This window comes from Aeromicrobium sp. SP1, assembly GCF_055663785.1.
Genome location: NZ_JBQVVK010000001.1, coordinates 2351620 through 2374276 on the forward strand (window position 1 = coordinate 2351620; position 22657 = coordinate 2374276).

The window sequence follows — 22657 nt, forward strand, 5'->3', positions numbered from 1 at the left end:
GCCGCACCCCGAACCGGGGCATGATGAGGCCATGAGCGATCCGCGCGCCGGACAGCCGGCAGGACCCAGCGACCTCGTCGACCTCTCGCACCTCGTCACGGCGTACTACACGCTGCGGCCGGACCCGTCGGTCGTGGAGCAGCAGGTCGCGTTCGGCACGAGCGGCCACCGCGGCTCCGCGCTCAAGACCGCGTTCAACGAGGACCACATCGTCGCGACGACCCAGGCCATCTGCGAGTACCGGCGGTCGCAGGGCTTCGACGGACCACTGTTCATCGGCCGCGACACCCACGCGCTGTCGGAGCCGGCGTGGGCCTCGGCGCTCGAGGTGCTCGTGGCCAACGACGTCGACGTGCTCGTCGACGACCGCGACGGCTACACGCCCACCCCCGCGGTCTCGCACGCGATCATCCGCGCCAACCGCGGCAAGGACCCGGTCACCGGGTCGGGGCTGGCCGACGGCATCGTCGTGACCCCCTCGCACAACCCGCCGGCCGACGGCGGCTTCAAGTACAACCCGCCACACGGCGGACCGGCCGACAGCGACGCCACCTCCGTCATCGCCGCCCGCGCGAACGAGCTGATCGTCGGCGGCCTGCGCGACGTCAGGCGGATCCCGTTCTCGCGGGCCCGCGCCGCGTGCCGCCCCTACGACTTCCTCGGCACGTACGTCGACGATCTGCCCGACATCATCGACATCGCCGCGATCAAGGCGGCCGGCGTGCGCATCGGGGCCGACCCGCTCGGCGGCGCGAGCGTCGCCTACTGGGGCGAGATCGGCGAGCGCCACGGCCTCGACCTGACCGTCGTGAACCCGCTCGTCGACGGCACCTTCCGGTTCATGACGCTCGACTGGGACGGCAAGATCCGCATGGACTGCTCGTCACCGAACGCGATGGCGTCCCTCATCGCGCAGCGCGACCGGTACGACGTCGCGACCGGCAACGACGCCGACTCGGACCGGCACGGCATCGTCACCCCCGATGCGGGGCTGATGAACCCGAACCACTTCCTCGCCGTCGCGATCTCCCACCTGTACGGCGGCGCCCGCCCGCAGTGGCCCACCGACGTCCAGATCGGCAAGACGCTCGTGTCGTCGTCGATGATCGACCGGGTCGCCGCCGAGGTCGGCAAGCCACTCGTGGAGGTCCCCGTCGGATTCAAGTGGTTCGTGCCGGGGCTGATCGACGGCACCCTCGGCTTCGGCGGCGAGGAGTCCGCCGGCGCCTCGTTCCTGCGTCAGGGCGGCGGCGTGTGGACGACCGACAAGGACGGCATCATCCTGGCGCTGCTGGCCTCGGAGATCATCGCGACGACGGGCAGGACGCCGAGCGTGATCTACCGCGAGCTGGTCGAGCGCCACGGCGATCCGGCCTACGCGCGCATCGACGCACCGGCGAGCCGCGAGCAGAAGGCCCGGCTGGGCGCACTGAGTGCTGCCGACGTCACCGCGACCGAGCTGGCCGGCGAGCCGATCACGGCCGTGCTGACCGAGGCGCCCGGCAACGGCGCGAAGATCGGCGGCGTCAAGGTGACGACCGAGTCGGCATGGTTCGCGGCCCGCCCCTCGGGCACCGAGGACGTCTACAAGATCTACGCCGAGTCGTTCCGCGGACCCGACCACCTCGCCGAGGTCCAGTCCGCGGCGAAGGACCTCGTCGACGCGACGCTGGCCTGAGCGCTGGCAGTGACGTTCGAGGGGTGAAATCCGCGATTTCACCCCTCGAACGTCACTGCCAGCGGGCCTCGGTCAGGCGAAGGGCCAGTTGCGGCCCGGCATCGTGAGGTTCTTGCCGAGCTCGTGGGCGCGGCGGTTCCACTCCATCGTCCGGGCGGCGATCCAGTAGCGCTGCTGGGCCATCAGCATGCCCAGGGTCGAGCCGACGGCCTCGGGGAAGGTCTTGCCGAGCGTGATCGCGATCTCGCGGGCCGCGCGCGCGTCGTGCGCCGCGTCGTGGGCCTTGTCGAGCCGCACCCCGTAGTGCGCGGCGACGTCGGAGAGCCGGCGCTGGCCCGTGCGGTCGCGGTCGACGCCCCAGTCGATGACGAACGGGTCGACCACGAGCAGGCTGTCCCAGTCGGGCTGCGGCAGGCCGTGGCGGTCGGCCTCGGCGCGCAGCAGGGTGAGGTCGAAGGCCGCGTTGTAGACGACGAGCCCGATCTTGCGCTCCACGAGGTCGTCGACCCACGCCAGCACGGGCCGCAGCGCCTGCGCCGACACCGGGGACGAGGCGAGGTCGGAGGCCGTGATGCCGTGGATGTCCGCCGAGGATTCCGGGATCGGGACGCCCGGGTTCACCATGCCCATCAGGTCGCCGCCCACGTCGGACAGCGCCGCGAAGCTGAGGATGCGGTCGCGGCGCGGGTCCAGGCCCGTGGTCTCGAAGTCGAGCGACGCGATCGGCTGGCGGTACCAGGCCGTCAGGTCCTCCCGCGGCGGCAGCACGTTCTTCGCGCGTCGTCCCGTGCCGGCCCGGGCGGGGTCCGGTGTCGGGTTGGCGGACGCTTCAGGCATGGGGTGGTTCCTCTCGATCGTCAGTGTTCGCCGTGGTCGGCCCCGCATCCGCCTGCGCGTCCCGCTCCGCCAACTGCCCCTTGAGCTCGCCGACCTGCGACTTCCTGCGCCGCGACCGCGCCAGCGTGACGATCAGCAGCAGCGCGAGGGCCACGCCGGCGATCGCGCCGAACAGGGTCGCCCACTGGAATCCGGGCGCTTGCGCGACGAGCGTGATCCACGCCGCGTCCGATGCGCTGTTGTCGCCGAGCGTGATCGCGAGCGTCAGCAGGTTCGGGATCGCCAGCAGCACCGCGACCAGGACCAGGACGACCTTCCACGGCCATTTCAGGAAGGGGCGTCGGACCTGCCACAACAGCAGCAGGGGAAGGAAGCTGAACACGAATCCGTAGAACAGGCCCCAGAAGACGCCTGCCGACATCCGGTTCTCGACCTGTCCGGCGACCCGCTGGGCCCACCAGCGCGGCAGCGCCGCGGCCAGGATCTGGTACACGATGAAGAGCACGACCAGGAGCACGAGTCCGACCACGAGACGGCGGACCCAGACGTCGGCTCCGGACCTCGCGGGGGGACCGACCTCGGGTGGCTGACCGGCGGAGGGAGAGTTCGCGGGGTCGGCCATGGGGCCCATTGTGACACCTGACCCGAGCCCTCGACAGGGCCTGCTCCGCTAGGGTTGGGCCAAGCCCATGCTCCTCCTCGTCGCGCTGCACTTTCTCGCCGCGGCGACGTCCCCTGTGCTCGTCCGCATGCTGGATCGGCGTGCCTTCTGGGTGCTCGCGATGGCCCCCGCGGTGTCCTTCGCGTGGCTGCTGGGACCGGTCTCGCGGGCCACCGAGGGCGATCCGACGTTCGAGCACTGGTCGTGGATCCCCGCGATCGGACTCGACCTCGACTTCACGGTCAACGCCCTCAGCGGCATCCTCGCGCTGCTGGTCACCGGCGTCGGCGCGCTCGTGCTCGTCTACTGCGCGTGGTACTTCCGTCCGCACGATCCCGAGCTGTGGCGGTTCTCCGGCGTCCTCACCGGATTCGCCGGGGCGATGCTGGGTCTCGTCCTGGCCGACAACGTCTACGTGCTCTACGTGTTCTGGGAGCTGACGACCGTCCTGTCGTTCCTGCTCATCGGCCACAATCCGGAGCGCCGGGCCAACCGCCGCGCCGCCATGAACGCGCTGATCGTCACGACGTTCGGCGGCCTGGCGATGCTCGTGGGCCTCATCGGTCTGCACACGCTCAGCGGCACCGCGCGGATCAGCGAGATCCTCGCCTCACCGCCCGAGCCCGGCGCGGCGCTCACGGCGTCGATCTGCCTCGTCCTGGTCGGCGCCCTCTCGAAGTCGGCCCTGCTGCCGTTCCACTTCTGGCTGCCCGGCGCGATGGCGGCGCCCACCCCCGTCAGCGCCTACCTGCACGCGGCCGCGATGGTGAAGGCCGGCGTCTACCTCGTGGCGCTGCTCGCGCCGGTCTTCGCGGCGACCCCGGGCTGGCGACCCGTCCTCGTGGGCTTCGGCATCGCCACGATGCTGCTCGGCGGGCTGCGCGCCCTGCGCCAGTACGACATCAAGCTGCTGCTCGCGTACGGCACCGTGAGCCAGCTCGGCTTCCTCGTCGCCGTCGTCGGCATCGGCACGCGCTCGGCCGCATTCGCCGGGCTCGCGCTCGTGTGCGCGCATGCGCTGTTCAAGTCCGCGCTGTTCCTCGTCGTCGGCATCATCGACCGGTCCGTCGGCACGCGCGACCTGCGCGAGCTGTCGGGGATGCGCACGGCCCGGCCCGTCCTGTTCGCCACGGCCGTCGTCGCCGCGGCCTCGATGGCCGGGCTGCCGCCGCTGTTCGGGTTCACGGCCAAGGAGTCCGCGTTCGCCGCCTTCCTCGACCTCGACGCCGACCTCGGCTGGGCCGGCTGGGGCACGGCCGCGCTGGTCGGGATCGTCCTCGGCTCGATCCTCACGATGGCGTACTCGGCGCGGTTCGTGTGGGGTGCCTTCGCCGACAAGCCGGGGGTCGAGGCGTGCTCGCCGCGCGTGTTCTCGCCGGGCTTCGTCGCGGTGCCCGCCGTGCTGGCGGCGCTGAGCCTCGTCGCGGGCTTCGCGGGCCGGGCCCTGACCCCGCGGATCGCGACGTATGCCGACCAGTTCCCCGAGGGTGCGCACCATGCGGTGCTGACGCTGTGGCACGGGCTCTCCCCCGCCCTGGCCCTGTCGGTCCTGTGCGTCGTCGCCGGTCTCGCCCTGTTCGTGTGGCGCCGCCCCGTCGCCGCCGTCCAGCACGCCCTCGTCGACCGGCTGCCGCTGCCGGACGCCGAGCGCGGCTACCAGCTCGCGCTGCGCAGCGTCGACCGCCTGGCCGTCGAGGTCACCGGCCGCACGCAGCGCGGCTCGCTGCCGGCGTACCTCGGGATCATCCTGATGACCCTGGTCGTCGTGCCCGGCACCGCGCTCGTCCGGGCGTGGGAGCGACCTGACGTGCTCCTGGCCGACAACGCGCTGCAGGTCGTCGCCGGCTCGCTCATGATCGCCGCAGCCGTCATGACCGTGCGCTCGCGGCGTCGCCTGCGGGCCGTCCTGCTGCTCGGCGTCACGGGCTACGGCACCGCGATCCTGTTCGTCGCGCACGGCGCCCCCGACCTCGCCCTGACCCAGTCGCTCGTCGAGACCTTCCTGCTCGTCACGTTCGTGCTCGTGCTGCGGCGGCTGCCCCCGTTCTTCTCCGATCGGCCGTTCAACATCGCCCGCTGGTGGCGCGTCGGCGTCGGCACGGGCGTCGGCCTGGCCGTCGCGGGCTTCGCCTTCGTCGCCACGAACGCCCGCGTGCGGTCCCCCATCTCCGAGGACTGGGCCACGCCCGCCTACGAGTACGGCGGCGGCAAGAACATCGTGAACGTCGCTCTCGTCGACATCCGCGCGTGGGACACGATCGGCGAGCTGAGCGTGCTCGTCGTCGCCGCGACCGGTGTCGCCAGCCTCATCTTCCTGCTCACCGACCGCTCGGGCCGCACCGAGCGCCCGCACCGGGTCGTCACGCCCGACTCGAACGCGTGGCTCGCGGCGAACCTGCACGACCAGCGCCGCTCGATCGTGTTCGAGATCGTGACGCGGCTGATCTTCCACACGGTCGTGCTGTTCTCGATCTACCTCATGCTGTCGGGGCACAACGCCCCCGGCGGCGGCTTCGCCGGCGGTCTGCTCGCGGGACTGGCGCTCATGACCCGTTATCTCGCCGGCGGCCGCGAGGAGCTCGACAACGCCGCCCCGATCGACGCCGGCATGGTGCTGGGGCTGGGCCTGGCGACCGCCGCGCTGTCCGGCCTGCTGCCGACGCTGCTCGGCGGCGGGGTCCTGCAGAGCGCGATCGTCGACATCCCGATCCCGCTGCTCGGCGAGCTCCACCTCGTCACGTCCGTCTTCTTCGACATCGGCGTCTACCTCGTCGTCGTCGGCCTGTCGCTCGACGTGCTGCGCAGCCTCGGCAGCGGCATCGACGAGCAGCCCGAGGTTCCGGAGCGGGTGGCGGTATGACGACGAACCTCATGCTCGTCGCCGTCGTCGGCGTCCTGGTCGGCTGCGGCGTGACCCTGATCCTCGAGCGCAGCCTGAGCCGCGTGCTCGTCGGCTTCGTGCTGCTGGGCAACGGTCTCAACGTGCTGTTCCTCGTGGTCTCCGGACCCGCGGGGCGCGCGCCGATCCTCGGTCTCGGTGAGGGAAGGATGGCCGACCCGCTGCCGCAGGCGATGGCCCTGACGGCGATCGTCATCACGCTCGGCACGACCGCGTTCGGGCTCGCGCTGGCCTACCGCGCGTGGCAGCTGACCGGGACCGACGACGTCCAGGACGACGTCGAGGACGACCTGATCCGCCGCCGGGCCGTGCGCGACGAGGTCTCGGCGACGTTCGACGACGTGGTGGGCATCGACGACGAGCTGCCCGACGAGGACTACGAGGACGACGACCCCCAGCCGGCCGAGCAGGTGCGGCCATGACGAGCCTGCTCGACCAGCTCGTGCTGGCCCCCGTGATCCTGCCGCTGCTGGGCGCCGGGCTGTGCCTGGCATTCGGTCGCTTCGCGGCACCGCAGCGGATCATCAGCATCGTCACGCTGCTGCTCGTGACGGCCTCGGCGGCCGTCCTGCTCGTCCGCGCCGACCGCCACGGTCCGCAGGCCTTCAACGTCGGCGGCTGGCCGGCCGACATCGGCATCAGCCTCGTCGCCGACCGGCTCAGCTCGCTGCTGCTGATGATCTCCACGATCGTCACGCTGTGCGTCCTGCTGTACTCGATCGGACAGGGCATCGTCGAGTTCGGGCGGGCCACGCCGCTCTCGGTCTACTACCCGACGTTCCTCGTGCTGAGCGCGGGCGTCTCGAACGCGTTCCTGTCCGGAGACCTGTTCAACCTGTTCGTCGGGTTCGAGGTCCTGCTCGCGTCGTCGTACGTGCTGATCACGCTCGGCGGCACCGAGGCGCGCGTGCGGTCGGGCACGATCTACATCGTCGTCTCGCTCGCCTCGTCGGCCCTGTTCCTCGTCGCGATCGCGTGCGTCTACGCCGCCACCGGAACGGTCAACCTCGCCCAACTCGCCACACGCCTGCCGGAGCTGCCGACGGCGGTCGGCACGATGCTGCAGCTGCTCCTGCTGCTGACGTTCTGCATCAAGGCGGCGGTGTTCCCGTTGTCGGCGTGGCTGCCCGACTCGTACCCGACCGCCCCCGCGCCGGTCACCGCCGTGTTCGCCGGCCTGCTGACCAAGGTCGGCGTCTACGCGATCCTGCGCACGCAGACGCTGCTGTTCCCGACCCACGAGCTGCGCACCCTGCTGCTGTGGGCGTCGGTGCTCACGATGGTCGTCGGCATCCTCGGCGCGGTCGCCCAGTCGGACATCAAACGTGTCCTGTCGTTCACGCTCGTCAGCCACATCGGCTACATGCTGTTCGGCGTGGCGATCGGGTCCGAGCTGGGGATCGCCGGCGCGATCTTCTACATCGTCCACCACATCACCGTGCAGACGACGCTGTTCCTCGTCGCGGGCCTCATCGAGTACCGGTCGGGCACGACGAACCTCGACCGGCTCGGCGGCCTGGCGCGCGCCGCCCCGGCACTGGCCGTCCTGTTCTTCGTCCCGGCGATGAACCTGGCCGGCATCCCGCCGTTCTCCGGCTTCCTCGGCAAGCTCGCGCTGCTCGAGGCCGGCGTCGAGGCCGGTGACCCGCTCGCGCTGGTCGGCGTGGCGGCCGCCGTCAGCACGAGCCTGCTGACGCTCTACGCCATCGCGAAGACGTGGAACCGCGCGTTCTGGCAGCCGATCGGCGACAAGGAGGACGACACCCCCGTGCCCTTCGGACCGAAGGCGATGGGCGGCTCGCTGCACGGCCGCACCGGCGTCAGCACCATGACCGATCGCCAGACGACGTGGCTCGAGCGCGTCGAGGAGCAGCGGCTGCCCATGCGGATGGCCCTGCCGACGCTCGCGCTGGCGCTCGTCACCGTCGCCCTGACGGTCTTCGCGGCGCCCCTGTTCGCGGTCGCCGAACGGGCCTCGCAGGAGCTGACCGAGCGCACCCCCTACATCGAGGCGGTGCTGGGATGAACGAGGTGCGAAGCCGCTTCCGGCCGTGGAACCTGCCCGTCATCGCGTGGCTGACGTTCGTCTGGCTGCTGCTGTGGGGTGAGGTCACCCGGATCAACCTCGTCGGCGGCATCCTCGTCTCGGCGCTCGTCGTGTGGGTGTTCCCCTTCCCGCGGGTGTCCGTGCACGGCACGGTCAGGCCGTGGTCGGCCGTCGTGCTCGTGGCGGTGTTCCTGTACGAACTCGTCGTCGCCAGCTTCCACGTCGCGTGGCTCGCGGTCCGGCCCGCGAGGCCGCCGGCCAGTGCCGTCATCCGGATCGACCTCGTCAGCCGGTCCGAGCTGCTGCAGGTGCTGACCGGCGAGCTCATCTCCCTCGTGCCCGGCTCGCTGCTGATCGAGCTGGACTCACCCGGCCGGCGCCTGTGGCTCCACGTGCTCGAGGCCGACACCCCCGAGCAGATCGCGGTGGCCCGACGCCAGGCGCGCATGCAGGAGCACCGCCTGCTCGCGGCCTTCGGCGGCCCCGAGGAGCTCGAGGAATCGACGCGACGACTGCAGGAGGTCGTGACATGACGTTCGTGGGCGTGGCGTGCGCCGTGCTGCTCGGCCTGACGGGGCTGCTGTGCCTCGTCCGGATCGTGCGTGGTCCGACGATGCTGGACCGCACGGTCGCGACGGACGTGTTCGTGGCGGCGTGCGTGGGCGCGATCGGCGTCGAGGCGGCGATCAGCCGGCACAGCACGACGCTGCCGATCCTCGTGTCGCTGGCGCTGATCGCGTTCCTCGGGTCGGTCAGCGTCGCCCGGTACGCACCCCAGCAGGGTCCCCACGGTCCGACGGAGGACGACCGATGATCGACGTCGTCGCCGGCTTCCTGCTGGTCCTGGGTGCGGCCTTCGCCTTCGTCGCCGCCGTGGGCGTGGTCCGGTTCCCCGACGTGCTCGCGCGCATGCACTCGGCCACGAAGCCGCAGACGCTCGGCCTGCTGCTGATCCTCGGCGGGCTGGCGCTGCGGAGCGACTCGGTCGGCGACCTGACGCTCATCGCGATCGTCGCCATGTTCCAGCTGCTGACGGCTCCGGTCTCGGCGCACATGGTCGGCCGCGCCGCCTTCCGCACGGGCCAGGTCGACCACTCGGCCCTCACGGTCGACGAGTCGGACTGACCTGACGCCGGCCGCCCCGCGCGGGACTAGAGTCGGAGCATGATCCGCCTGCTCATCCGCGCCGCCGTGTTCGTCGTCTCGGCCGCCGTGGGGGTCCTCGTCGCCGACTGGGTCCTGGACGACTTCAGCGTGACCGCGTCGGGATTCATCATCACGATCGCGATCTTCGCGCTCGCCCAGACGCTCCTGCAGCCGTTCGTGTTCCGGGTCGTGCGACGCAATGCCGAGGCCTTCCTCGGCGGCGTCGGCATCGTCTCGACCCTCGTCGCACTGTTCGTCGCCACGTGGTTCGGCGACGCCATCACGATCAACGGTGCGGGCACGTGGCTCCTCGCTGCGGTGATCATCTGGTTCGCCGCGGCGCTCGCCTCGTTCCTGCTGCCGTTCCTGCTCGTGAAGGCCGGCGTCCAGGAGGCTCGCGAGCGCAGGAACGACGGCTCACCGCTCTGAGCGGCCCGCCACGCAGGTCGGGCCGCTCAGCGGCGACTCACGTGCGCGAGTACCTCACCCACGGGGTGAACGCGTTCTGGTACGGCAGGTGATCGACCAGCGCCGGCGTCAGCTCGACGAAGCCGGTGTCGTCGATGTAACCGGACTGGATGCTGCGGACGTTCACGCGGACCTTCTTCGGGTGGTACAGGCAGCCCTTCTTCGGCGTGATCGCGATCGTGATCTTGCCGTGTGCGAGGTCGTACCGCTCGCGCACCGTCTTGCCGCACGTGCCGGGAGTCGGGTAGGTCTGCCAGCTGCGGCGATGCTTCGTGGAGCCCTTGAGCGCCCGGAAGCCGCCGTCGCCGGGGATGCCGACCTCCTCGGCGAACTCGGCCCCGGGCGACGAGGCCTTCGTGTCGAGCAGCAGGCGGAACTCGCCGACCGGGGTGGAGGCACCCTCCCAGTCGACCGACTTCATCCGCACCGTGATCCGCAGGCCCTTGGCGTTGTTGACCACCGTGACCCGGTGCAGGTCGAAGGCGCTCGCTCCACCGCCCAGGGGATCGGGCGTCGTGGTTTCGCGGGCCTCGGCGGCCGGCGCGGCGCCGACCAGACCCACGCCGAGCGCGAGGGACAGGACGACGCCGCGCAGGTACGGGCGTTTCGTGGTGGTTCGATACCGGGGCATGGTCTTCTCCAACTGTCGTGAGCCACTGGGTCGCTCATGGAGAGACACGGGCGGACGAATCCGTACCCGCGAGCCCCGGTCCGCTGGCCTCCGCTCAGTCCTCGAGGTCGACGACGACGGGCGCGTGGTCGCTCGCGCCCTTGCCCTTGCGCTCCTCGCGGTCGATCCACGCGCCCTTCGTCCGCGCGGCCAGCGCCGGCGAGCCGAGCACGAAGTCGATCCGCATCCCCTGTCGCTTCGGGAAGCGCAGCTGCGTGTAGTCCCAGTACGTGAAGACGCCGGGTCCGGGGGTGTGCGGCCGGACGACGTCGGTGAACCCGGAGTCGACGACCGCCTCGAACGCGGCCCGCTCGGGCGCCGACGTGTGGGTCTTGCCGACGAAGAACTCGGGGTCCCAGACGTCGTCGTCGGTGGGCGCGATGTTCCAGTCGCCGGTCAGCGCGATCTGGGCGTCGGGCTCCTTCTCGAGCCACTGCGCCCCGGCCGCACGCAGCCGCGCGAGCCAGTCGAGCTTGTAGGCGTAGTGCTCGTGGTCGAGGTCGCGGCCGTTCGGGACGTAGAGACTCCACATCCGCACGCCCCCGCACGTCGCGCCCACGGCCCGCGGCTCGAGCACCTCGGCGAACTGTGGCTGGTCGTCGGCGAACGACGACGCGACGTCCTCCAGGCCGACCCGCGACAGTATCGCGACGCCGTTCCACTGGTTGAGTCCGACGTGCGCGTACTCGTAGCCGAGCGCCGCCAGCTCCAGCCCGGGGAACTGGTCATCGCGACACTTGGTCTCCTGGATGGCCAGCACGTCGACGTCGCTGCGTTCGAGCCAGCCGACGACCCGGTCGATGCGGCTGCGGATGGAGTTGACGTTCCAGGTCGCAATCCGCATCAGAAGTCGACCCGCAAGGGGTACGCGGCCTCGCCGTCTGAGCCGGTGTTGACACCGAGCACGTGGTGCAGCTCGATCTCGTTGCGCTCGAACGCGATGCGCGAGCCGGCCATGTACAGACCCCACACCTTGGCGCGGCCGAGCGTGACCTCGCCGAGCGCCTCGTCCCAGTTGTCGACGAGGTTCTGGCACCAGCCCTGCAGCGTCAACGCGTAGTGCTCGCGCAGGTTCTCCATGTGACGGACCTCGAAGCCGGAGTTCTGCATCGCCACGATGATCGTGCCGACACCGGTCAGCTCGCCGTCGGGGAACACGTACCGGTCGATGAACTGGCCCGCGGTGGCCTTGCCCTTGTTGTCGGGGCGCGTGATGCAGTGGTTGAGCATCCGGCCGCCGACCTTGACCTTGCTGCGCGCGAAGGCGAAGTAGTCGCCGTAGTTCCTGACGCCGATGTGCTCGGTCATGCCGATCGAGCTGATGGCGTCGAACTCACCCTCGGGGACGTCGCGGTAGTCGCTGAAGCGCACCTCGGCGAGGTCGGACAGGCCCTGCCGGGCGATCTCGGCCTGCGCCCACGACGCCTGCTCGCGCGAGAGCGTCACGCCGAGCGCCTTCACGCCGTAGTGCTTCGCGGCGTGGCGGACCATGCCGCCCCAGCCGCAGCCCAGGTCGAGCAGCCGGTCGCCCGGCTTGAGCCCGAGCTTGCGGCAGACGAGGTCGTACTTCTCGAACTGCGCGTCCTCGAGCGAGGAGTCCTGCTTCGGGTAGACGGCGCACGTGTACGTCATCGACGGGCCGAGCACGAGCTCGTAGAACCGGTTCGAGACGTCGTAGTGGTGGTGGATCGCCTCGGCGTCGCGGCCCTTCGTGTGCCGCAGGCCCTCGAGGGCGCGGCGCCACTTGGGCAGGTGCTCCTCGGCCGGGGGCGGCGGCGGCTTGAGGTTGCTGAAGCCCAGGCTGCGCAGGATCTGCACCATCTCGGCGGCGGACGGCACCTTGAACCGCAGGTGGTTGAGCAGCACGAGCATCGCGTCGTACGGGTCGCCCGGATGGACGCCCTGGACCTCGAGGTCGCCGGACACGTAGGCGCGGGCGAACCCGAGGTCGCCGGGCGCGGTCATCAGGTAGGACAGGGCGCGCTCGTTCAGCAGCCGCAGCCTGATCGTCGAGTCCTCCGGACCGAGCGAACTTCCGTCGTAGGCCTCGAACCGGATGGGTAGGTCGTCGCGCAGGAGCCTTCCGAACGCCTGGGCGATCGTCAGCCGGGTGTCGGTCGCGATGCTCATGTATTCCTCACCGCCTTGTCGTAAAGAGTGCTGAGTCGTGAATCGGGGTCGTAGGTCGAGCGCAGCCGGTCGAGACCGGCCGTGTCGTAAAGGGAGTCGAAGGTCTCGCGGTCGTAGAAGGCCTCGGAGTACAGCGACTTGTGGCCGCCGAGCCGGGTGACCTCCAGCTCGACCTTGCGGTTGACTGCGCCCGGGGGCGAGTCGGCGGGCACGATCACGGTGCCCCAGAAGCCGACGTTGACGTACACGTCGCCCGGGTGCAGCGGATACGTCGGCCAGGCCTGACTCGTGCGCAGGGGGCACAGCCACACCGGACGCATGCCGACCTCGCGGTCGAACCACGTCAGGTAGTCGTCGAGCCGGTCGAGCGGGACCTCGATGTCCTGGATCACGCGCTCGCGGGCCGGGACGCCCTTGAGGCGGTCGAGCACCTTGCTGATGCCCACCTTCGTGTCCAGGCCGACGATCTTGTGGAAGACGTCGCTGCGCCGGAATCGGCGCGGCCAGACCCGGCGGACGTACGGGTTCTGGGCGCCGAACGCGCCGGAGCACCAGAACCAGTCGGTGTCCCAGCGCCACAGGTAGTCGTGCATCGTGAGGACGTCCTCACGGCGGGTCTGGATCGACCGGAAGTAGACGTCCTGGCCCGTGTAGTCGCTCGTGGGCAGGTCGTTGTCGACGAACTGCGCGAGGGTCAGGTAGACCTCGTCGGGGCTGAAGGCGGTGCCGTCGACGGCGTCCACCGCGATGTCGTCCCAGCGACCGGACTCGGCGATCTCGGCGATCGCCTTGGCGACGGCGGAGCCGCTCTCGAACCGGACGTGCCGCAGGTGCACCCGGCTCGGCGCGACCTCGAGCGAGATCCTGAGTCGCACGGTGTAGCCGAGGCTGCCGTAGGAGTTGGGGAACGCGGCGAACAGGTCGGCGTGCTCGTTGTCGGGCGTGGCGGTGACGATCTCGCCCGAGCCGGTGAGGATGTCCATCTCCAGGACCGCCTCGTGGGGCAGGCCCAGGCGCAGCGACGTCGACTCGATGCCCAGGCCGGTCACCGCGCCGCCGAGGGTGATCGTGCGCAGCTGCGGCACGACCGACGGGACGAGGCCCTCGGCGAGCGTCTCGTCGACGAGTCGCTCGTACGTGCACATGCCCTGGACGTCGGCCGTGCGGGCCACGCGATCGATCGCGATGACGCCGTCGAGGCCCGTGACGTCGAGGCCGGGTCCCGTGTGCTCGCTACGGGGGCGGAACAGGTTGGAGGTCTTCTTCGCGAGGCGCACGCGCGCTCCGGGTGCGATCGCCGCGTAGGAGGCACGGAGGGTTTCGACGGCTCGCTCGTGCTGTGTCCAACCCTGCATAGACGCAGGCTATCCCTGCGCGCTCGCGGCGACGACCCAGACCAGCACCTCGGCGAGTTCCCGTGCCGTGATTCGCACCACCGTCGGGCCGGCCGAGCGCAGCTGGTCGCCCGGCTCGAGCACGAATCCGGCGGCTTCGACCGTGCCGCGCGTCACGTGGGCGAGCAGGCCGTGCGGCGCGTCGACCTCGATCGGGACTCCGGGTGCGGGACGGGCCACGAGCAGTCTCGCCTCGGCGTCCACCGACACCGTCGGGTGGAGCCCGGGACCCTCGGGCACGGCGACCTGGGCGTAGTCGGGCGCGTCCCAGTTCCTGCTGCGCAGCATCATCTGGACGAACTGCAGCGGCTCACGGTCGCTGGCGTTCCGCTCGGCGTGCGTCACGCCGCGACCGGCGCTCAGCCGCTGGGCGACACCGGGCGTGATCGTGCCGTGGTGACCCGTCGAGTCCTCGTGGTCCAGGGCACCGGAGAGCACCCACGTCACGATCTCGACGTCGGCGTGGTGGTGCTCGTCGTAGCCGCCGCCGGAGCCCACGTGCTCCTCGTTGATCGCGACGATCGGCCCGAAGCCGACGTTGTCCGGGTCGTAGTGCCGCCCGTAGGAGAAGGAGTGCCACGTCCGCGTCGTGTCGCCCTCGGTCAGGTAGCGCTCCGCCGCTCGCCTCACGCTCATGCGTACCCCAGCTCGTGCAGTCGGTCGTCGTCGATGCCGAAGAAGTGCGCGATCTCGTGGACCACGGTGATGCGGACCTCCTCGACGACGTCCTCCTCGGTGTCGCAGATCGCCAGCGTCGGGTTCCGGTAGACGAAGATCCGGTCGGGCACGACGCCCGCGTACGTCGAGTCGCGCTCGGTCAGCGGGATCCCGTCGTACAGGCCGAGCAGGTGCGGGTCGTCCGGCGGTGCCTCGTCCTCGATGAACAGGACGACGTTGTCGAGCAGGTCCGTCAACTGGTCGGGCACGTCCGCGAGCGCCGCCGTCACCAGTTCCTCGAACCGGTCGGGGTCCACCTCGATCACGCGTCGAGTCTAGGTGCCCGGGGGTACGGATCTTGAGGCGTTTGGGTGGCCCAGGCCACCCGAAGGCCTCAAGATCCGTGCCTCCCGCGGTGGCTTATGCTGGTCGGGCTGCTTGCCCCCTTCGTCTAGCGGCCTAGGACGCCGCCCTTTCAAGGCGGTAGCGCGGGTTCGAATCCCGTAGGGGGTACCACTCGATCCACCACCGCCGCACCGTGCGCCTAGCCGGCAGTCCGCGGAGGCGAGCCCAGGTCCGCGAGGTCGATCCCCCGCTCCGGGAGCGTGGTCACCTCCTCGACGATGCCCTCGAATCCGCCCGTCGACTCCGCGAGAGCGGCGAGGTTCGCCGGCGCGTAGCCGTCCTGCAGGTGGGCGACCGCGCTGCTCGCGACCCGCACGGACAACGCGCGCTCGTGGGTGAGGCGGCGCAACCCTGAGCTGAACGCGCCGGACGACGCGTCCCGGCGGAGCCGCATCTTCGCCCTCAGGTACAGGTTGTCCGCGCGGTACATCGCGCTCAGCGGATCGTGCCGGACGGGGTCGGACCCGCTCGCGACGTAGTGGCCGAGCAGCGGCGCGTCGAAGACGAGACCGGCCTCGTGCGCCTCGCGCGCCATCCACAGCAGCGCGGTGTCGGAGAGCCCGGTCTCGCGGTAGCCGCCGCCGACGTCGGAGTGCGCGCCCTCGAACCACACCTGCTTGACCCGCCCGTCCTCGGTCGGGACCCCACCCTCGGGCGCCTCCCACAGCGTGGGCGCGAACTTCAGCCGGGTCTCGTCGATCGCGAGCGCATGCCGGGCGCGCAGGACCCGGGCGCCCAGCTGGACGTCGTGGAAGCGCGGGGCCAGCCGGTGGAACCCGGGCACCCCGAGGGCTCCCACCGTGTCGAAGACGCCGAGGAACGTCACGGGCGCGGCGTGGCAGTGGTCGCGGCGGAACTCCTCCACGCCCGCCCCGAACGCACCCGCACGCGGGTCGGTGCGCTGGTAGAGCGCGACCGCCGCGGGCAGCTTCTCCTCCACGAGCGCGACCTTGGTGAGCAGCCCGGAGCGCCCGATCATGCCGGCCACCGAGCGTGCCGTGTAGGCGCCGCGACTGAAGCCGAGGATGAAGATCTCGTCGCCGGGCTCGTAGTTCTGCGCGAGGAACCGGTAGCAGGCGACGACGTTGTGGAACAGCCCGAAGCCGAACGCCCCGCCCAGGATCCGGTCCGCCCGGTAGCTGCCGGCACCCACGCCACTGACGTAGTACACGAGCTGGTGCACGTCCCCGCAGCGCGCAGGATCGCTCTGCACCGTGCGGGCGAGCTTCTCGACGTTCGTGATGGTCTCGTTGTCCGGCTTGTTCCACGTCCCGTCGCAGCACACGACCAAGCGCTTCATGACTCATGCTGACAAATCCCGGGGCGATGCGCATCGTCCGGTCGGGCCATCTCGGCCGGACGGTTAGACTCGGGCGGCCATGCGCCACAGACCCTCCTCGCCCCTCGCCACCGCCAGCACCGCCGATCCGGAGAGGACGCGCCCGCCGTGGGCGATCGTGGTCTACTCCGCCGTGACGCTCATCAGCGCTGCTGCCGTCGGTCTCACCGCCACCGACCTCTTCACCCGCCTGACGATGCTCGGCGGGATCCTGGCGTGCGTCATCGCCTGGCAGACGATGCGCGACCCGGTGGTGCTCGCGTGCCTCATGACGATGGTGCTGGCGGCCGTCCTCGGCTGGGGGCTGGACCTCTACGACCGGATCTGGTGGTACGACGACGCCGTCCACTTCCTGTCCTCGTTCGCGGGCGTCACGGCGATCGCCCGCCTGACCCTCCCCCGGTTCCGGGCCGACTCGGCGCTGCTGCTCCTGACCGCCCTGTGGCTCTCGTGGCTGGGCATCGGCTCCCTGTGGGAGATCGCCGAGTGGACGTCCGACCGGCTCACGGGCACGGGCCACTCGCGCGGCTACGCCGACACGATGACCGACATGATCCTGAACTCCGCCGGGTCCGCCCTCGGGGTCTGGGTGACGTGGCGGTGGCTGCGCACGCCGGCCATGGAGCCGCTCGGTCCGGGCGCTGGTTCACCGCGACGATGATCCCCTCGGGGGAAGCCGAAGGCCCGCTCCCGATCGGGAGCGGGCCTTCGCCGTGGTGCCCTCAGCCGCGAACGCGCAGCTTCGTCGAGAGCGTGGAGCCGGACCGGTAGTTCGCGTCACCGAGGTGGGTGACCTTCACGGTCCACGTGCCCTTGGTCAGCTTCGGCAGGGTCACCGACGCCTTCCCGGACTTCACCGTCGCGGTGACGGACTTCGTGCTCGACCCCTTCTTGAGGACGATGCGGACCTTGCCGCCGGCCTTGGCCAGACCGCTCGTCGTCGCGACGGTGACGGTGGCCTTGGCCGACTTCTTGGCGCGGACGGTGCCGACCTTGAAGGTGGGCCGTGCGGCGACGCCCTGGGCGACCGTCAGCTTCGACGATCCGCTGCTGGCCTTGAGGTCGGCGTCGCCGGCGTAGACCACGGTCAGCGCGTACGTCTTCGGCGCCAGCGTCCTCGGCAGCGCGACGGCGGCGGTGCCCGTCGCGTCGACCTTGGCCGAGTAGGCCTTTCCGGACACCGTGACGCTGACCGTTCCGGTCGGCGTCCTGACGCCCGCGACCTTGACCTTGACGCTCGGCGTCGCACCGTACGTCGTGCTCACGGCGGCAGCGGTCAGCGACGACCCGGCCTTGGCGACCGACAGGGCCAGCGGAGACGACTCCGAGGAGCCGTACTTCGCGTCGCCGAGGTACGCGGCGACGAGCGAGTAGTCACCCGCACCGGTCGTGGTCGGCAGGGCGAACGTCGCCGCGCCGTCGGCGATCGTGGACTCCAGCGGCGCACCGCCGAGGCCCGTCAGCCGGACCTTGCCGGTCGCGTCGGCGGGCACCGTCGCGGTGACCGTGCCACCCGCGCCGAACGTCAGCGCGCCCGGGCCGCTGATCCCGGTCGTCGAGGCATCGCCGACGACCGAGAAGTCGACCGTCGCCGAGGAGGCGGCGATGACCTCACCACGGCCGAGGTAGCGGACCGTGAGCGACTTCTGCCCGGCGGTCTGCGCCGGCAGCGTGATCGCCGCGGTGCCGTTGCGCTTGAGGCGCGCCTGGCCGACCTTCGTGTCTCCGTCGAAGACGGCGACGATGCCGCGCGGCTTGCCGACGGTGTCGTTCGCCGCCGCGTCCTGGTTGGCCGTGTTGAGCGAGGCGAACGGCTCGAAGCCGGTGGCACCGACACTGATGTTCAGCGTCGGCGTGCCGCCACGGGCGACGACCGGATCGTCCACGCCGCCGACGCCGGTCACGGTCGTCGTGCTGGCGTACTCCTGACCGGCGAGGCCCTGGAACAGGGTGTCGATCTCGGCGATGCCCTCCTTCGCGAACGCGCGCTGGCTCTGCAGCTGGTTCGCGCCGCTCACGCTGGTCGGGTTCAGCGTGCCGCGCAGGCGCGCGTCGCCCCGCTCCAGGTCGCGACCGGCGGTGTACCACCACTCGGTCATGTGCTCGGTGTTGCCGCCGTCGTCGTTCTGGCGGATCGCCTGGTCCACGACGGGTGCCGGGTTGCCCAGCGCGTCCTTGTGGTCCTTGTTGTAGACGAGCACGTGGCCGACCTGGATCTTGCGGGCCTGCTTCGGCGCCTTCGAGGTGTCGCCGCCGGGGTAGTACGTCACCGCGTTCGCGGAGCCACCGAGCTCGGCCACGTCGGCCGTCGTGCGGTACTGGGTGACGGCGTTCGTCAGGTACTCGTTGACGAGGTCGCCGTACAGGTGCGACGGACGGTTGACGCCCGCGGACGTGTCGGTCTGGCCGGCCGGCAGCGCGTTGTCGCGGATGTGACCGTAGTCGTTGCCGCCGTTGCCGGTCGAGAACAGCGAGAAGTCGAAGTTGTAGACCGTCTTCACGCCGTACTTCTGGGCGTCGGCGTTCACGAACTTGATGATCGCCCGCGTGTTGTGGCACCACGTGCCGCCGAACAGGATCGGGATGTCCCCGGGCTGCTGGACGAGGTGGATCAGCTCGGGATACGTCAGCGTCTGGATCCGGAAGCCGTCCGCGGCGTCCTCGTCGGTGAGGATCTCGCCGCCGTGCGTCTCGGCGTTCGGGTAGGACGCGGAGTGGCGACGGTTGTTCTCGGTCTTCTGGAACTCGAAGTTCGTGTTGGTCGCGATCGGGGTCGTCAGGCCGAGCACCGCCTCGACCTGGTCCTCGTACGCGTCGACCTCGGCCGGCGTGTCGAGGTCGGCCTCGGTCTTCGCACCCGCCAGGTCCGCGACGATGCGGTCCTCCGAGGCCCCGACCGTGTGGTCCTTGTTGTAGACGAACAGGTACGGGTCGGTCGACTCGTTCCCGGTGAAGTGCGTCTCGGTGTCCTTGTTCAGGTAGTCCGACAGCAGGCGGTCGCCGACCGCGCCGTAGAAGGACTTGCCGGTGGCGTTCAGGCCGGACTCGCTCAGGTCCCACACGTTGAGGGTGTCGCCGTCGAGCTTGGGCGTGAAGTTGTAGATCTTCGCGATGCCGAGCGTCTTGGCGATCTTCTCGATGTGGCCGATCGTCGCCTGGCTCGAGGCGTTGGCCGGGTCACCGATGAAGAAGGCGAAGTTGCCGGACTTGTTCTTCAGGAGGTACTCGAAGCGCTCGATCGTCACGGTCTCGAACACGCTGTTCGCACCGAGGTCGTCGTAGACGTCGTCGAAGTAGTCCACGGTCGCGCCGTGAGTGGGGGTGGGGCTGGCCGCGGAGGCGGGCAGCGCGCCGAGCAGGGCGGCGGTCAGGGCGCCGACCGCGGCGGCGGCGAGGCCACGGCGGATCGTGCGCCGCGAGGGGGACGTGCTCATCTGTCGTCGGTCACTTTCTCCTGCCACACTGGGCAGGCCGGTTCAGGGGTTCGTTCTCGTGGATCGGTGGGCTGGGTTGCCGGGCGGTCAAGTCGGGCAACCCAGCCGCTCGTCGTGTGGCGCTCGTCAGCTCACCCCCAGGACGCGGGTCGCGCGGCGGCGACCGGTCAGGACGTGCCAGACCAGCGACAGGCCGCCGGCCACGCCGAGCGCGACCAGGATCGCCAGGCCGGTGTGCGGCGGGACGGTCTCGACCACGGCCGCGACGGCCTTCGTCTCGACCTCGCCGCCGATCGTCACGGGCGTGCTGGTGATCTCGGTGCCGTCGTACAGGAGCACGAGCGTGTGCTCGCCGGCCTCGACCGTCTCGGGCACGACGACGGTCGTGGTGAAGCCGCCGTTCGCATCCGTCGCGACGGTGCCGAGCACGACGGGCGTGGAGTGCAGCTCGAGGGTCAGCTCGGGGACGTCCGCCGCGAAGCCGGTGCCACGCACCGTGACCGTCGCACCCGGCTCGAGGTCGCCGTCGACGGCGAGCGTGCCGACGACCTCGGTGATCGGGGCGCCGATCGTGGCGATGTCCGACGGCGGCGACGAGGGCGACTCGCCCGCCTCGTTCACGGCACGCACCGCGGCGCGGTAGTTGCCCTCGGGCAGGTCGGTGAAGACGTGCTCGGTCGTCGCGGCGTCGACCTCGACGGGGTCGGCGCCGGTGAAGCGCAGGACGTAGCCGGTGACGCTCTCGAGGTCGGCGTCGGGCGTCGGGGTCCACGTCACGGTGATCTTCGTGCCGTCGACCTTCAGCACGGGCGCCGCGGGCGCGGTGGGCGCACCCGCCGCGACCTGCTCGTCCGCTCCGGTGCCCAGGTCGTCGCCGCTCGCGGCACCGGTCGTCGCCGCGGAACCCGAGGACTTCTTCGTCGTCGTGGTGCTCCCGTTCGACGAGCCACCGGACTTCGGCGGGGTGGTCGCCTTCGTGGTCGGCTTCGCGGTGGGCGTCGGCGTCGCCTTGATCTCGTCGGCGTACCTCACCTTCGCCGGGTCGCCCTGCCAGATGCCGGTCTTGCGGCTCGGCAGGACCCACTTGCCGTCGTCGTCCTGGTAGCAGCCGTTGATGGGCGTGCACCACTGGTCGCTGGGCAGCGCGTCGAGGGCGCGGCCGTTGTCGTCGTTGAGGCACGGCGAGTCGTCGCCGCCGTCGACCCACGTGATGTCCGCGGCCTGCGCGGAGACCTGGATGGCCTGCCCGGTCAGCACGATCGCCGTGCTGAGCACGGCCGCCACGAGCAGGCGGACGAGGCGCGGCAGGCGGATGGTCTGGGTGATCACGGTTGCTCCTTGGGGGGATGCCGACGTCATCGTCGGACGAGCGGGACGGTGGGGCGGTCGTCGATGCTGCAGGCGCCGACCGGGACGCCGGAGGGGATCGTCAGCAGGTCGGGATCGAGCCCGAGACGGTCGCGGGCGCTCCCGTCGACCACGGGCTCGGGCTCGGCGCGTGGCGCGGCACGGCCGGCGAACACGTCGTCGTCCAACCGGCCGGCCCGCCGCGCGACCACGGTGGCCGCGACCGCCGCCGTCGTGACGTTCGTCATCGTGCGGGCCATGTCCGCGATGGCACTGATCGGCAGCGTGAGGATCACGACCTCGAGCGGAAGGCCCGCGGCCGTGAGGACCGTCGTGGCGGTGATGGTCGCGGTGCCCGGGACGCCGGCGGTGCCGATCGACACGAGCATGCACAGCACGACCAGCAGGGCGTAGTCCGCCAGTCCGTACGACAGGCCCAGCCCGTTGATCGCGAAGACGGCGAGCAGGATGGGCCAGATGCCGGCGCACCCGGGCATGCCGATCGTCGTGCCGAGCGGTGCGGTGAACCCGGCGATGTCGGCGGGGACACCGACCCGCTGGGTCAGGATGCTCGTCGTGACCGGCAGCGTGCCGGCACTGCTCTGCGTCGTGAAGGCCGTCACCTGGGCGGGCTGGATCTTGCGGAAGAAGCGCAGCGGGTTGACGTGCGCGGCGGTGCGCAGCACGACGGCGTTGACCACGAAGGTGTGCGTGAAGCACGCGACGTAGGCGATCACCAGCAGGCTCAGCAGGGACAGCAGCTGCGCGCGGCGGCCGATCGCGGAGGACGCGGCGACGGCCGTCAGGACGAGCACGGCGTAGGGCGTGAGCGCGATGACGAATCCGACCGCGCGGTAGATGATCACCCGGCCCGCCTCGACGAGCGCGATGAACGGCGCGACCTTGCGCGGCTCACGCTCGGCCACGAGCGCGCACGCGATGGCGATCACGAGCGTCACGACGATGATCGGGATGATGTCGTTCCCGGCGACGTTCTCGACGATGTTGGTCGGGAAGAACCCGATGAAGACCTCGGCGAACGGCTTCTTGATCTCGTCGAGCGAGCGGGTGTCGACGCCTCGCGTGGACAGCCCCGCCCCGGAGCCCAGGCCCAGCTCCAGCGCCAGGCCCAGCGTCAGCAGGATCGCGAGGAGGTTGAGGCCGAGCAGCCAGACGACCGACGAGGTGCCGATCGTCCGGAGCTTGTCGACCGAGCCGAGCGACGTGACACTCGACAGGATCGAGACGATCACGAGCGGGGCCACGATCGTCAGGAGCGCGTTGATGTAGACGCGGCCGATCGGCGCAAGCAGGTCCACGTGGCCGCGGAAGACCACACCGACCGCGACGCCCAGGAAGAGCGCCAGGAAGGTCAGGGCGGTGAAGTGGACGCGGTGCCGGCCCAGGACCCACAGGCCGGCGAACAGTCCGCCGGTCACGGCCAGCGCCACCAGGTTCCACGTGTTCACGGGACTCCCATCGTTCCGGCTCGGGCCGGATGCCCGAGTGACGGGAGTGATCTTTGTCCACCGGCTGAGTCGACAA

General features: G+C 70.8%; 21 protein-coding genes and 1 tRNA gene. 10 read left to right on the plus strand and 12 right to left on the minus strand.

Annotated features, from left to right (window positions below):
- Positions 1–31: 31 nt before the first annotated feature.
- Positions 32–1678 carry a phosphoglucomutase (alpha-D-glucose-1,6-bisphosphate-dependent) gene (pgm, locus tag ACT26F_RS11625; protein WP_471670699.1) on the plus strand — a complete coding sequence of 549 codons (1647 nt, stop codon included), beginning with the start codon at positions 32–34 and terminating at the stop codon, positions 1676–1678.
- Between the two features lie 72 nt (positions 1679–1750).
- On the opposite strand, the gene ACT26F_RS11630 is transcribed toward pgm, so the two are convergent.
- Positions 1751–2515 carry an exonuclease domain-containing protein gene (locus tag ACT26F_RS11630; protein ID WP_471670700.1) on the minus strand — a complete coding sequence of 255 codons (765 nt, stop codon included), beginning with the start codon at positions 2513–2515 and terminating at the stop codon, positions 1751–1753.
- Positions 2508–3137, minus strand: a complete 630-nt coding sequence (locus ACT26F_RS11635) for a hypothetical protein (RefSeq protein WP_471670701.1) — start codon at positions 3135–3137, stop codon at positions 2508–2510. The genes ACT26F_RS11630 and ACT26F_RS11635 overlap by 8 nt, the downstream gene beginning before the upstream one ends.
- A gap of 67 nt (positions 3138–3204) precedes the next feature.
- Between ACT26F_RS11635 and ACT26F_RS11640 the strand changes: the two genes are divergently transcribed.
- Genes ACT26F_RS11640 through ACT26F_RS11670 form a run of 7 tightly spaced genes read left to right on the plus strand, consistent with a single transcriptional unit; the run spans position 3205 to position 9697 of the window.
- Positions 3205–6036 (plus strand): Na+/H+ antiporter subunit A, encoded by a 2832-nt coding sequence (locus ACT26F_RS11640; RefSeq protein ID WP_471670702.1) that lies wholly within the window; start codon positions 3205–3207, stop codon positions 6034–6036.
- On the plus strand, positions 6033–6497 hold the full coding sequence (locus ACT26F_RS11645; protein WP_471670703.1) for a Na(+)/H(+) antiporter subunit C: 465 nt from the start codon (positions 6033–6035) through the stop codon (positions 6495–6497). Before ACT26F_RS11640 ends, ACT26F_RS11645 begins: the two co-directional genes overlap by 4 nt.
- Entirely contained in the window at positions 6494–8101 is a 1608-nt protein-coding gene (locus ACT26F_RS11650; RefSeq protein ID WP_471670704.1) for a Na+/H+ antiporter subunit D, read from the plus strand. The genes ACT26F_RS11645 and ACT26F_RS11650 overlap by 4 nt, the downstream gene beginning before the upstream one ends.
- Positions 8098–8655, plus strand: coding sequence for a Na+/H+ antiporter subunit E (locus ACT26F_RS11655; RefSeq protein ID WP_471670705.1), 558 nt, complete (start codon positions 8098–8100; stop codon positions 8653–8655). Before ACT26F_RS11650 ends, ACT26F_RS11655 begins: the two co-directional genes overlap by 4 nt.
- Positions 8652–8936 carry an MrpF/PhaF family protein gene (locus ACT26F_RS11660; protein ID WP_471670706.1) on the plus strand — a complete coding sequence of 95 codons (285 nt, stop codon included), beginning with the start codon at positions 8652–8654 and terminating at the stop codon, positions 8934–8936. The genes ACT26F_RS11655 and ACT26F_RS11660 overlap by 4 nt, the downstream gene beginning before the upstream one ends.
- Positions 8933–9247 carry a monovalent cation/H(+) antiporter subunit G gene (gene mnhG, locus ACT26F_RS11665; protein WP_471670707.1) on the plus strand — a complete coding sequence of 105 codons (315 nt, stop codon included), beginning with the start codon at positions 8933–8935 and terminating at the stop codon, positions 9245–9247. The genes ACT26F_RS11660 and mnhG overlap by 4 nt, the downstream gene beginning before the upstream one ends.
- Positions 9248–9286: 39 nt before the next feature.
- Positions 9287–9697: a phage holin family protein gene (locus ACT26F_RS11670; protein WP_471670708.1), complete on the plus strand. Its 411-nt coding sequence runs from the start codon at positions 9287–9289 to the stop codon at positions 9695–9697.
- 37 nt (positions 9698–9734) lie between these two features.
- Here the strand turns inward: ACT26F_RS11670 and ACT26F_RS11675 are convergent, their stop codons facing one another.
- The 6 genes from ACT26F_RS11675 to ACT26F_RS11700 all read right to left on the minus strand — a co-directional run bounded on the left by ACT26F_RS11675 (position 9735) and on the right by ACT26F_RS11700 (position 14913).
- Complete coding sequence (locus ACT26F_RS11675; RefSeq protein WP_471670709.1) at positions 9735–10367, minus strand: hypothetical protein; 633 nt, start codon at positions 10365–10367, stop codon at positions 9735–9737.
- A 94-nt stretch (positions 10368–10461) separates the two neighbouring features.
- Positions 10462–11250 carry an exodeoxyribonuclease III gene (locus tag ACT26F_RS11680; protein WP_471670710.1) on the minus strand — a complete coding sequence of 263 codons (789 nt, stop codon included), beginning with the start codon at positions 11248–11250 and terminating at the stop codon, positions 10462–10464.
- A complete protein-coding gene (locus ACT26F_RS11685) occupies positions 11250–12536 on the minus strand; it encodes a class I SAM-dependent methyltransferase (protein ID WP_471670711.1) in 1287 nt (428 codons plus the stop codon). The genes ACT26F_RS11680 and ACT26F_RS11685 overlap by 1 nt, the downstream gene beginning before the upstream one ends.
- Positions 12533–13891 (minus strand): FAD-binding oxidoreductase, encoded by a 1359-nt coding sequence (locus ACT26F_RS11690; protein ID WP_471670712.1) that lies wholly within the window; start codon positions 13889–13891, stop codon positions 12533–12535. The genes ACT26F_RS11685 and ACT26F_RS11690 overlap by 4 nt, the downstream gene beginning before the upstream one ends.
- 9 nt (positions 13892–13900) lie before the next feature.
- Positions 13901–14566, minus strand: a complete 666-nt coding sequence (locus tag ACT26F_RS11695) for a pirin family protein (RefSeq protein WP_471670713.1) — start codon at positions 14564–14566, stop codon at positions 13901–13903.
- Entirely contained in the window at positions 14563–14913 is a 351-nt protein-coding gene (locus tag ACT26F_RS11700; protein WP_471670714.1) for a metallopeptidase family protein, read from the minus strand. Before ACT26F_RS11700 ends, ACT26F_RS11695 begins: the two co-directional genes overlap by 4 nt.
- 114 nt (positions 14914–15027) lie before the next feature.
- Here ACT26F_RS11700 and ACT26F_RS11705 point away from each other — a divergent pair.
- Positions 15028–15103, plus strand: a tRNA-Glu gene (locus ACT26F_RS11705).
- Positions 15104–15131: 28 nt separating this feature from the next.
- Here the strand turns inward: ACT26F_RS11705 and ACT26F_RS11710 are convergent.
- Complete coding sequence (locus ACT26F_RS11710) at positions 15132–16292, minus strand: DUF2235 domain-containing protein (protein WP_471670715.1); 1161 nt, start codon at positions 16290–16292, stop codon at positions 15132–15134.
- Positions 16293–16371: 79 nt separating this feature from the next.
- Between ACT26F_RS11710 and ACT26F_RS11715 the strand changes: the two genes are divergently transcribed.
- Entirely contained in the window at positions 16372–16992 is a 621-nt protein-coding gene (locus tag ACT26F_RS11715; protein WP_471670716.1) for a DUF2238 domain-containing protein, read from the plus strand.
- Positions 16993–17053: 61 nt separating this feature from the next.
- Here the strand turns inward: ACT26F_RS11715 and ACT26F_RS11720 are convergent, their stop codons facing one another.
- From ACT26F_RS11720 to ACT26F_RS11730, 3 genes are all read right to left on the minus strand, one after another.
- Positions 17054–19765 (minus strand): Ig-like domain-containing protein, encoded by a 2712-nt coding sequence (locus tag ACT26F_RS11720; protein WP_471670717.1) that lies wholly within the window; start codon positions 19763–19765, stop codon positions 17054–17056.
- 126 nt (positions 19766–19891) lie between these two features.
- Positions 19892–21094 carry a fibronectin type III domain-containing protein gene (locus tag ACT26F_RS11725; protein WP_471670718.1) on the minus strand — a complete coding sequence of 401 codons (1203 nt, stop codon included), beginning with the start codon at positions 21092–21094 and terminating at the stop codon, positions 19892–19894.
- A gap of 26 nt (positions 21095–21120) precedes the next feature.
- On the minus strand, positions 21121–22581 hold the full coding sequence (locus tag ACT26F_RS11730; protein WP_471670719.1) for a dicarboxylate/amino acid:cation symporter: 1461 nt from the start codon (positions 22579–22581) through the stop codon (positions 21121–21123).
- Positions 22582–22657: the final 76 nt, after the last annotated feature.